At 50.3% G+C, this 11270-nt stretch carries 11 protein-coding genes, 1 pseudogene and 1 riboswitch; of the genes and pseudogenes, 9 read left to right on the plus strand and 3 right to left on the minus strand.

The genetic code is table 11. From position 1 onward, the window contains the following. Both OGV80_RS17080 and OGV80_RS17085 read right to left on the minus strand, forming a co-directional pair. A pseudogene (locus tag OGV80_RS17080) lies at positions 1 to 169 on the minus strand (MFS transporter); the annotation flags it as partial. 75 nt (positions 170 to 244) lie between these two features. Continuing rightward, positions 245 to 1303 carry an alpha/beta hydrolase gene (locus OGV80_RS17085; protein ID WP_286515212.1) on the minus strand — a complete coding sequence of 353 codons (1059 nt, stop codon included), beginning with the start codon at positions 1301 to 1303 and terminating at the stop codon, positions 245 to 247. 265 nt (positions 1304 to 1568) lie between these two features. Between OGV80_RS17085 and OGV80_RS17090 the strand changes: the two genes are divergently transcribed. The 9 genes from OGV80_RS17090 to OGV80_RS17130 all read left to right on the plus strand — a co-directional run bounded on the left by OGV80_RS17090 (position 1569) and on the right by OGV80_RS17130 (position 9846). Then, positions 1569 to 2453 carry a LysR family transcriptional regulator gene (locus tag OGV80_RS17090; protein ID WP_043015831.1) on the plus strand — a complete coding sequence of 295 codons (885 nt, stop codon included), beginning with the start codon at positions 1569 to 1571 and terminating at the stop codon, positions 2451 to 2453. 198 nt (positions 2454 to 2651) lie between these two features. Then, positions 2652 to 3191 (plus strand): GNAT family N-acetyltransferase, encoded by a 540-nt coding sequence (locus OGV80_RS17095; protein ID WP_179947228.1) that lies wholly within the window; start codon positions 2652 to 2654, stop codon positions 3189 to 3191. 210 nt (positions 3192 to 3401) lie between these two features. After that, positions 3402 to 3625: riboswitch (cobalamin riboswitch) on the plus strand. Between the two features lie 221 nt (positions 3626 to 3846). Further along, a complete protein-coding gene (locus OGV80_RS17100) occupies positions 3847 to 4902 on the plus strand; it encodes an ABC transporter substrate-binding protein (protein WP_087052647.1) in 1056 nt (351 codons plus the stop codon). A 66-nt stretch (positions 4903 to 4968) separates the two neighbouring features. Further along, the gene (locus OGV80_RS17105) at positions 4969 to 6036 is read left to right on the plus strand and encodes a FecCD family ABC transporter permease (protein ID WP_047412228.1); all 1068 of its coding nucleotides are present in this window, start codon (positions 4969 to 4971) and stop codon (positions 6034 to 6036) included. Further along, complete coding sequence (locus tag OGV80_RS17110; protein WP_043015828.1) at positions 6033 to 6848, plus strand: ABC transporter ATP-binding protein; 816 nt, start codon at positions 6033 to 6035, stop codon at positions 6846 to 6848. Before OGV80_RS17105 ends, OGV80_RS17110 begins: the two co-directional genes overlap by 4 nt. A gap of 10 nt (positions 6849 to 6858) precedes the next feature. Beyond that, positions 6859 to 7299 (plus strand): pseudoazurin, encoded by a 441-nt coding sequence (locus OGV80_RS17115; protein ID WP_043015827.1) that lies wholly within the window; start codon positions 6859 to 6861, stop codon positions 7297 to 7299. Positions 7300 to 7326: 27 nt separating this feature from the next. Continuing rightward, positions 7327 to 7878 carry a ubiquinol-cytochrome c reductase iron-sulfur subunit gene (petA, locus tag OGV80_RS17120; protein ID WP_051642642.1) on the plus strand — a complete coding sequence of 184 codons (552 nt, stop codon included), beginning with the start codon at positions 7327 to 7329 and terminating at the stop codon, positions 7876 to 7878. Between the two features lies 1 nt (position 7879). Next, positions 7880 to 9040, plus strand: a complete 1161-nt coding sequence (locus OGV80_RS17125; protein ID WP_080625427.1) for a cytochrome b — start codon at positions 7880 to 7882, stop codon at positions 9038 to 9040. A 2-nt stretch (positions 9041 to 9042) separates the two neighbouring features. After that, positions 9043 to 9846 carry a cytochrome c1 gene (locus OGV80_RS17130; protein ID WP_087052645.1) on the plus strand — a complete coding sequence of 268 codons (804 nt, stop codon included), beginning with the start codon at positions 9043 to 9045 and terminating at the stop codon, positions 9844 to 9846. A 297-nt stretch (positions 9847 to 10143) separates the two neighbouring features. On the opposite strand, the gene OGV80_RS17135 is transcribed toward OGV80_RS17130, so the two are convergent. Next, the coding region (locus tag OGV80_RS17135) for an Ig-like domain-containing protein (protein WP_286515391.1) at positions 10144 to 11270 on the minus strand (1127 nt) is incomplete at its 5' end.

An 11270-nucleotide genomic window follows, 5' to 3' on the forward strand; every position in this document is an offset into this window, starting at 1 on the left:
GGCCTGCCAGCCCCTCCGTCACGCCTAAATCGCGGGCAATCGGCGTGAGCAGGCTGACGGGCATAAATTCAGAAGCAATCAGCACAAACACGCACAGGGTCATGGCAAAAATACCGCCCCAGTATGCGCGCTGATGAGGATGTGATGGTGTTTGGTTTAGCGTCGACATAGTGAAATTTCACGAAGATCAGGATAAAAGCCACCCGCCAGAGGCCGGTGGCTTTGCATCAATTCAGGAGAGGGTTTATTTCAGTTTGGTCTGGAAAAATTGTTCGAACTTCGCGAAAGGTATTTTTCCGGCCACGTTATCGTAGAGGTCCACATGATTTGCCCCTGGCACCACGACCAGTTCTTTGTCTTTACTGCCAATCGCCTTGAAAGCATCTTCAGCAAAATAGCGTGAATGCGCTTTCTCACCGGTCACAATAAGCGTGGGGATGGTGATTTCACTGGCGTAGCTCAGCAGCGGCATATTCATAAACGACAGTGGCATCGTTGCCGTCCACGCCCCGGTCGAGTTAACGGAACGCTCGTGGAAGCCGCGCGGCATGCGATAGTAATCGAAGAACTCTTTCAGTATCGGATGCGGATTTGCCGGCAGCGTTTCTGGCAGAACGCGCTCGCCCGCGCTGACCTTACCGTTGCTGTCGACGTTAATATCATGACCGCCGTGTGCGAACGTGCCGCTCTGCGCATCCTTCCAGCGCTGTTCATTCAGATATTGCAGAACAGCACGACGGTCGGCGGTGGAATAACGGTCTTTGCCATCCCCCACACCATGGCCCATCGCCCGGCTCATGTCGTACATCACGCTGGTAGCCACCGCTTTGACGCGGGTATCCATCGCAGCGTCGTTCAACGCCATGCCACCCCAGCCGCAAATACCGAGCAGCCCGATACGATTGCGATCCACCTCTTTTTGCAGCCCTAAGAAATCCACTGCCGCGCTGAAATCTTCAGTGTTGATATCCGGTGAGGCGACGTTTCGCGGATAGCCGCCGCTTTCCCCCGTGTAAGAGGGATCGAATGCCAGGGTAACAAATCCTTGTTCCGCCAGCGTCTGCGCATACAGACCGCTGGATTGCTCTTTCACCGCGCCAAAAGGCCCACTGACCGCAATCGCAGCCAGCTTGCGATCGCCACGGTCTTTAGGCAGGTAAAGATCGCCCACTAAGGTGATGCCATATCGATTCTGGAACGAGACTTTACGATGTTCGACTTTCTGGCTCTCAGCGAAGGTCTTGTCCCACTTATCTGTCATGGAAACAGGGGCACTCGGATTGGTTGAATCAGCAAAACTCATTGTTGAGGCTCCACTTAATGATGCGAATAACAGCATGGCCGGCATCGTAGTTTTTAGCGTTCGGGTGAAGGCTTTCATAAAAAATCCCCATAAAAAACAACAGAGAGATACAGGTTTCCGACGGACAACGCTGCGGTGCTTTGTTTTGATGGGCTCATTATAGTGAGCAGAATTAGTGCTGATTAGAGGGCGATTACTGCTAAGATTGATACCATATTGTTATAAATCAATACTGAATTTGCTGTCATTCCGGGGGGATTTTTCAATGGCGAAAAGGGAGAATTACAACGAGCTGTACTTGTTTATGCAGGTTGTACGGGAAGGCAGTTTCACCGCGGCTGCTCAGCGGCTGGGGCTCGCTCAATCAGGGGTCAGTCGTTCTGTTCGTGAGCTTGAAGAAAGGCTGGGCGTCCAGCTGCTGGTGCGTACCACGCGTAAACTGTCGCTGACGCAAGCAGGCGAGCAGCTCTATCAGAAGACGGCATCTGGATTTGATACGTTAGATCGTGGGCTTGCCACGCTGGCGCATTATCGAGAGACGCCCTCCGGCACGGTGCGTATCAATGCCAGCCAGCACGCCATTGATAAATGCCTGCTGCCTAAGCTGGCGGTATTTAAACAGCGCTACCCTGATATCAGGCTAGAACTGATGAATGAGAGCCGGTTCGTCGATATCATCGAGGAAAGATTCGATGCCGGCGTTCGTCTGGGGCCTGAAGTCGGCCAGGGCATGGTCGCGGTGCGCATTACGCCGGATATGGAGATGGCCGTTGTGGGTACGCCTGAACATTTTCACCGCTTCGGTTTTCCACAAACCCCGGCGGATTTAAAGGCGCATCCCTGCATCGCCTATCAGTTTGCCGATGGCAGCGTATATCAGTGGGAACTCATTCAGAATGATAAAAAAATCACCCATCAACCTGAAGGGCAATGGGCATTATCCGACAGCTATATGGAAGCAGAAGCCGCCCGGCTGGGTCTTGGGCTGGCCTATGTCCCTGTCGAACTGGTCGCGGATGATTTAGAACACGGTAATCTTATCAGGGTGTTGCAGCGTTACAGCCTGCGAATGGAAGGATTATTTCTTTATTATCCTCATCGCAACGTCTCCCCTGCCCTGCGAATGGTCATTGAGACGCTGAAAATTTAAGCGTACGCCATGGCGGCGTCTTCATTGTGCATAATGGTAGAAAGTATTCCTGCCTGAACTCAATATTTCCCATTTATAATCTGTGTGCAGAATAGCAACATTGACAATTGCATGTCTGTCTCAGGTCGCTCAATATTGTTTTTAAAGTAGTCTTATTGTTATTATCGTCTTCCATTCTAAGATTGAGTTATGCATGCCATGATCCCATTTAGGTTTAGTGAGATGACTCACGCCGATATTCCTGCTGTTCAGTCGTTCCTTATTGAACATCTTAATCTGTTCTTCAATGCTGGTAGATCCATGCCTTCTGGCGAAGAAGATCTCTTTGATCTCGAACGACAGTATCTGTTACAGGAAAGGAATTCATTACTTTGCGCATGGAGCGAAAAACAAGAATTAATCGCTACACTGGCGGTATGTCAATATAATGATCGGATTGCTGAACTGCGCGGACGCTATAACTTGTCTGAAACAGCGGAAATTTGTCGTTGCTACGTGGATGAACGCTATCGCAGACAGGGGATCGGCAGTCAATTGTTTTCCTTAGCTGAGGTATTTTGTCAGCAACATCAATATAAAGTTTTGTATCTTCACACACATCATTTTTTACCCGGCGGTTATCATTTCTGGTTGCGTAACAATTTTAACGTGATTATGGATATGCAGGATGAATGGCAGTTGGTACACATGGAGAGTTCACAAAAAAAAGATTCAACTGCTAATACGCAGCATTTTTGATGGTGATCAATATGTTTCATACGCGGAGATTGAATTATGTTCGTAATTTGATCAACATCAACCAATTATCATTTAGCTTCCCGTTGTTATTTTCATTTACAGCATCACGCAAAGAAAAAAACACACAACTATTTGTATTTATTGATTATTTTTAGTTTCCCACTCTCTTTTGCCTCTTACCCCCTATGGTTGACCTTGTTAACAATTGCCGTTAGAGTCGCTTTCGACAGCATTTCATTACATTTTTGTATATGAATAGGAATATGGTAAGAATTATTTAATTCAATTCCATAACTGCCCCCGCAACTGTAGGCGGATGCAGAATATCCTTGTGTGGTTAATAAGCCACAGGTCACTGTAAAGTTTATCTTTATGGGAAGGCTGATATTCTGGTTACCGTGAGTCAGGAGACCTGCTGTCAAAGGTGTATACCATTGAGTGGACGGGATGGTCCATGGGATGAATTATTTGACAAATGCAGTAGTGTATTTATGAATAAGATTTCGGCTAAGTAACGCTTATTTGCATTTTTTGCATATCTTCATTCTTAAATTTCACGATTGAATGTCATCTATCTTCATGTCTCCTCCCGATATATGGAATGAAATGAGCCATGACCAGATCTTCAGATTCTGGCATCAACGGGACGATGATAATGCACGCTAATTCTACCTTTTACTCCTCTAAAAAAACGCTTCTGGCTATTTTGGGCACGACTGCTCTGCTGCTTACTTCCGGTTTTTCTGCCGCGGCAAAAACCGAATATCCTCTGACGATTAAAAACTGTGGCCGCGATATTACCTTCAACCAGGCACCAACGCGCGTGGCAACGGTGGGACAGAATAGTACCGAGATTCTTTATTCATTAGGGCTGGCCGATCGCGTCGTGGGCACTTCACTGTGGTTTGGCCCGGTACTGGATACTTATAAAACAGCAAATGAAAAAGTTGCCGTTATTGCGCAAAATATTCCCAGCTTTGAAGGGATTGTGGCTAAAAAACCGGATCTGGTCGCCAGCCAGTTTGAATGGCAAATCGGCCCAGCAGGCACGGTTGCCTCTTATGAACAGTTTAGTGAACTGAAGGTTCCCGTTTATACCGCGCCGGCTGACTGTGCGAAAGATAACGAAGATGGTGGTGATGGTGTCCGTAAGGGTATGTTTGATATTGCCATGGTGTATCAGGAAGTCGCCGATTTGGCGAAAATCTTCGATGTTCAGGATAAAGGCGAAGCGTTGATTGCCAGCCTTAAAGCACGTGAAGCCGCAGCGAAAAATAAAATTACCGGAATGGATAAGAATGTTTCCGCGGTGTTCTGGTTCTCAAGCGCCGATTTGCAGCTCGATCCTTACGTTGCCGGGAAGTTTGGCCCAGCTGCGTGGATAGCCCAAACGCTGGGTGTGAAGAATGTGATTGATTCTGCCGAAGAATGGCCAACAGTGGGCTGGGAAACCATCGCTAAAGCTAATCCTTCGGTCATTGTGCTCGGAGAGATGAGCCGTCGGCGTTTCCCGGCAGATGACTGGAAGGTCAAGATGGAATACCTCAAGTCCGACCCTGTCACCAAACTGGTTCCTGCCGTCAAGGAAAACCATCTGCCGGTCATTGACGTACAGACAATGAATGCCGGGATCAGAACTATTGATGGGGTGGAAAAACTGGCGGATGCCCTTGTTGAATATGGCTTAGCGCATCCGCAGGCTGCTCATTAATCTACGTTTTGCGCTATATCCTCGGACGGTATAGCGCATCTCCGTTACTCAGGAACGCAGATAATCATGAGTGATTCACGCAGGATGCGTCGTGCCGTTGGTCAACTTGCGATGAGAATAGGTGGACATGCCGTTTGGGTCAGTGCGCTAATGTGCTGCGTACTGCTGGCGGGTATTTCCATCGGCGAAACGCTGATTCCCTGGCAGCACGTACTCAGCACGCTGGCAAATCATCTTTTTGATGCACACTACCCTGTCGATGCGCTGGATGCAGGGATCGTCTGGAACTATCGCCTGACCCGAGCGCTGGTCTCCGCCAGCTGCGGTGCCTGCCTGGCTGTTTCCGGCGTAGTGCTGCAGTCGTTGCTACGCAATGCGCTCGCTGAACCTTATCTATTGGGGATTTCTGCCGGAGCATCCACCGGAGCGGTGCTGATTGCTCTCACCGGGCTTGGGGCTGGGATCATCAGTATGTCATTGGGAGCTTTTATTGGTGCGCTGACGGCATTTATGTTCGTTGCGCTATTAGCAATGGCTGCTGGCGGTAGACAAGGCGGAGGTGTAACAACCCAGATCATCCTTGCCGGGATCGCCAGCTCACAGCTTTTCAATGCGATTACGTCGCTTATCATTACCCGCTCAGCAAACGCCGAGCAAGCGCGCGGTATTATGTTCTGGTTGTTAGGCAATTTGAGCGGTGTACGCTGGCCCGATGTTGTCTTAGCCATTCCAACCGCTCTGGTCGGTATCGTGCTGTGCTTCTGTTATGCCCGCCATCTCGACGCGTTCTCCTTTGGCGCTGAGTCTGCGGCATCGTTGGGTATTCCGGTAAAACGTACCCGTGCAGTACTGATTGCCGCCGTCACCGGCATGACGGCAATTATGGTCTCCATTGTTGGTGCGATCGGCTTTGTCGGTCTGGTTATCCCGCATGCCGCTCGTCTACTGGTCGGCAACCAGCATCATCGACTGCTGCCAGTGAGTGCGCTTACCGGCGCGATCTTCCTCATTATCGCTGATGTTATTTCCCGCACGTTACTCCCCGGCCAGGTTCTACCAATAGGCGTGATCACCGCTCTGGTTGGCGCCCCTGCGTTTTCAATCATTCTGATTAGAGGAAACCAGAACAAATGACGGTGAACCTCGTAAACCCTTTTATTACCTCTGCACAAGCCGTTATTGAAGCCTGTAATCTGCGCTGGAAGGTAAAAGGTAAGACGATTGTTGATGATATTTCACTCAGCGTAACGCCTGGCGAGTTTGTCGGCATCATCGGCCCCAATGGCTCGGGCAAAACGTCACTGATATCACTCCTGGCTGGTTTGCTGAAGCCGACTTCAGGACGAATCACTCTGCAGCAAAAAGCGCTCCAGCATTATTCGCGGCGTCATCTTGCTCAACAGGTGGCGCTGGTCGAACAACAGGCTGAAACCAGCGAGCGTCTTACTGCTTTACAAGCCGTTTCTCTGGGGCGGACCCCCTGGCTTAGCCTGCTCTCCCCCTGGTCCGCCAAAGATGACGTTATCGTGCAGACTATGCTGGAAAAGGTTGATCTCAGTGAATTACAGCACCGCTGCTGGCATACCTTTTCTGGTGGAGAAAAACAGCGCCTGCATATCGCCCGGGCGCTGGCACAGCAGCCACAGTTGTTGCTGATGGATGAACCCACCAACCATCTCGACATTCAACATCAGATTGGCCTGCTAAGTCTCGTGAAACGTGAAAAGCTCACGGTGATTGCTGCTCTGCACGACCTCAATCATGCCGCGATGTTCTGCGATCGCATCATCGTAATGACGTCCGGACATATGGCGATGCAAGGGAAACCATGCGCTGTTTTTACCCGCGAAAACCTCCACACCTGGTTTGGAATCGACGCCATCATTGAAAGGGATGCAAGTGGTGCAAACTGTTTTATTCGTTATCAACGGCCTGATGAATTTTAAGGAATAATCAATGAAATACCTCAAACAGAGTCTGCAAATTTTGTGTTTACTCGCTTTCGCCTCTTCAGCCTTCGCACAAACTCACGAAGTGTTGATGAAGAATCGTGGGTCTGCGGGGCCAATGGTCTATGAGCCGGATTATCTGGAGATCCAGCCTGGGGATACGGTGAAGTTTATCCGTAAACATAAAAGCCACAACGCGGCCTCAATCGCTGAGTTGTCTCCGGCTGGCTATCCTGGATTTATGGGCAAAATAGATGAAGAGATCGAAGTTACTTATGACAATGCCGGGTTTTACGGCATCAAATGTACACCGCATTACGCTCAGGGCATGGTGATGCTGATTAAGGTTGGAGATGCCTCGTTACCAGAAAGCTACCGTGCGTTCAAAGCGCCGGGTATTGCTGACAAGCGCTTTCAGGAAATTTACGCGCGTATCGACAAACATTAATCCGCGACACTTAAGGAGGTATACGAGGTGGCAGATAATAAACGTCCAGATGGCGAAATCCAGGAACAGCGTCGGGAATGCCTGTGTAAACTGACAAAATTTGTCGGTGCGGCAGGCGTCGCTGCTGCTGTCTGGCCGCTGGTTTCGGCCTTGGGCCCGGATGAAAAAACGCTTGGGGAAAATGAACCGATTGATGTCTCTCTTGCAGCGGTTGCTGCTGGACAAACCGTCAGACGTGTATGGCAGGGAAAGCTGATTCTTATTCACCATCGCACCCCGGATGAAATTATTACTGCCAGAAGTGCCGACCTGGATACGCTTATCGACCCACAGCCAGACAGCGCCAGGGTCTCTGCAGCCCATCCTCAATGGCTGGTGGTTCAAGGTTATTGCCCACATGCCGGGTGTGTACCTAACGCCCGACCGGGTGGGCTGGGTTGGATTTGCCCGTGCCACGGCTCAGAGTTTGATACCTCCGGGCGCGTGACGCGCGGGCCCGCAACGACCAACCTGGCAATCCCAGACTACGTTATTCATTCCGATGGTCAGGTCGTGCGTATCGGCGCGAAGGAAGTCTGAAATGAAGAATGAAAGCGTCTATTCGCTTCGCTGGCGTATTCCTTTCCCTCGCTCAATTGCCGGACTCTGGGTATTTGCGATCGGCGCTATCCTGCTGGTTATGCTCGGCGTGCAGATCTTTACGGGTATCGTGCTGGCGATGTTTTACGTACCGACGGCTGAGCTGGCATTTGACTCCATTATTCATATTATGCGCGCGGTTCGCCATGGAGAGCTGTTACGTAACATGCATGCTATTGGCGCGTCGCTCTTTTTCTTTGCCTGCTACATGCATATTTTTCGTGGCATGTACTACAACGTTTACCGTAAGCCCTGGACGACAATGTGGATGGTTAGCGTCACGCTGTATATCCTGCTGATGATGACCGCGTTTCTTGGTTATAGCCTGATCTGGGGGCAAAAAAGCTACTGGGCGGCAACGGTGATTACCCGATTTGCCCAGGCCATCCCGCTGGTGGGTGATTCAATTTACGCATATTTAGTCGGCAGCCATACTCCGGGGACACCGATGCTGGGCCGCTTTTTTGTTATCCACTTTATTCTTCCCTTCGTGATTGTCGTCGCCACGGTTTTCCATATACGTACAGTACAGTCGGCTTTTGCCCAGGCGATGAAAAAGAGGTTTAGCGAGAAAGAGTCCAGGAGCCTGTTGTTCGATTACAAAATCACCGATCTCGATGCTATAAAAATCACTCTTTTTTTGATGGTTTTCGCCTGGTTTTTATTCTTCGCGCCGCACTATCTGAGCAGCGCCGACAACTTTATTGCTGCTGACCCAACGATTACACCCGCGATTGTTGCGCCAGAATGGTATTTCCTTCCCTTTTTCTCCATCTTGCGCTGCTTCCCGAATGAATTCGTGGGGCTAGCCGCGATGTGCGGCTCAATACTGATTTTCTATTTTCTACCCTGGCTTGATACTTCCCGGGCTCGTTTTCGCCATTACAGCAAACTGGTTAAGTGCGGATTCTGGCTATGGGTTATTAATGCCTGCTTTTTAGGCTGGTTAGGGTCGAAAGCGCTGGTTGGCCCGGATCTTCTTGACGGTTTTCGTAATGATGAGGGCTGGATCCGTGCCGCATCCCAGCTTTCGACGCTGATTTGGTTTGCCTGGTTTTTAATCGTCTTACCTTGCCGTCGTTTTCTTGAAAAACAGGACTGATGATGAAACAACTATTGAAATTCAGCGTCTTGTCCTTCTCTCTGTTGGGGCTGAGTTCCTCATATGCGCAGGAAGCCAGGCCTGAACGCCAGGAATGGAGCTTTAGCGGCATTACTGGCCAATATGATAAAGAGCAGCTTAGACGTGGCCTGCAGGTTTATGAAGAGAAGTGTCGCGCTTGTCACGGCATGAAACACCTAACCTTTCGGACGCTGACCAGACCCGGCGGTCCAGAACTCACGGCTGAAGAAGCAAGAAGTATCGCCAGCGGCTATCAGTTTCCTGAGATTCAGGATGACGGCCAGATTGGTGAGCGGGACGGTACGCTAAATGACAGCTTTATATCGCCATATCTTAATGAACGTGAAGCACGATACCTTAACAATGGCGCTGAACCCGTTGACCTGAGCTATATCGTCCGTGCCCGCTCATACGATCGCGGTTTCCCACAATTTTTGTTAGATGCTTTTCTGCCCTACACGGACCAGGGGGCAGATTACGTTTACGCACTGCTAACCGGCTATCTGCCTGCCGATCCTGAACTGAAGGCTAATCGTTATTTTCCAGGCGGCGTGATTAACATGCCAAAACCACTGACGAGTGGAGAGATCCAATGGAGCCCGGCATCGAAAAAAGCTGAAACTGAGGAGCAATACGCCAGGAATGTTACCGCCTTTCTGGCATGGGCTGCCGACCCGGCGCTCTCTGAACGAAAGCAACAGGGAAATTACGTTATGGGCTATCTGGCTATTATGTTGGGCTTGCTATGGCTATTACGACGAATGAAGAGGCGTTCGCTAATGTAGGTCTCGCGAGGTGGGGCGATTACTCAGTTCACCAGCATTCAACCGGGCAGCCGCGCTGTTGCCTTGCACGACTAAGACAAGTAAAGGAAGGCAAAATATAAACCGAGCTAAACAAAAAAACCAAGCTATTAAATAGCCTGGAGTCCATATTTAGCGGAAGCGTAGCCCGCTTCCGCTAAAACTAATTTGATTATGCCGGAGGATCTCTAAAGATGAATGGCACGATTATGCAGAATACTTACACGATCACCTTCGGCGTAGTGGCAGTTACACAGAATAACTTACAGGTTTCTATCACTACATCGACTTTCGACACACCATATATTCACTAAAGTTACCAATAATAGTACCGAGTTTTCCATTGCTTAGACTGACAATGTATGTGGCAGCGGCATATTGAGATGTCCAGTAACCAGTATAATCTGTGATTGGATTCGTCGACACAAAACCTGATCCGTTGAAAGTAGTCAGATTACCCCACTCACTCCAAAGCCCACCGAGAGTTCCACGCTTACCATCACTTCTTTCACTCCCATTAAGTTGTTGTATTGTCGGCACTTTAGAAAAATTCGAACCGCAAAAACTAGCTTCATCCATGTCGGTCCCGGTAGTTGTACCATTATTGATGAACCAATTTTTCAGCGTAAAATCCCAACTGATAATTTTACCCTCACCACTAATTGGTGTGCCGGTAATAGTAACTTTACTTCCGGTTCCTGTATCGTTAAATGAAACCACTCCATCCTTTACTGTCACCCAAGGAGCATCGGCTTTCCAGTTAAAGTCTGAAGCGTTACCGTTTTTCAGCTCAATGGTGAACATCGCCCCTTTAAAACCTGTCGTTGGGAAGCCTTCATCCTTTCCAAAGATATAACCATTGACTGCAATGTCTTTTATTGAAACATCCGCCACGAAGCTGACCTTTTTATCCGCGTCCACCATCGTGCCGGTGCTGCCTGCCCTCGCGCTCACCTGAATGTCCGACACCGCCGTCGTGGTGCTCGTCAGCGTCACCGTTGTCTGACCAGCGGCGTTGGTGGCGCCGTCCGCCGCCACCGTCACATGGTCAGGCTTATCCGCCTGCGCCGTCACCGTCTGATCCGCCACCGGGTTGCCGTTCGCGTCCGTCACCGTCACCGTATAGCGGAAGTTGCTGCTGCCGTCGGCAACCCTGCTGACCTCATCCCCCTGCAGCAGAACCGACTTCACCTGCGCCGTGCCCGCGTCCGCCGTCAGGGTCACCGCCGGCTTATCGTTGCTCGCCGGACGAGCCCCCTGCATCGCCTGCACCGTCACCTGCCCCGCTTCCGTCCCCGTCAGCCCGGCCGTATAGCGTCCCGCCGCCCCCTCCGTGAACCCCGTCACCTGCGTGTCACCCGCGCCCGCCACCTTCGCGCTCAGCGTCGCGGCCTGGCCCGACACCG

This window comes from Citrobacter sp. Ce119 (genome assembly GCF_030334525.1).
Taxonomy (GTDB): domain Bacteria; phylum Pseudomonadota; class Gammaproteobacteria; order Enterobacterales; family Enterobacteriaceae; genus Citrobacter; species Citrobacter europaeus.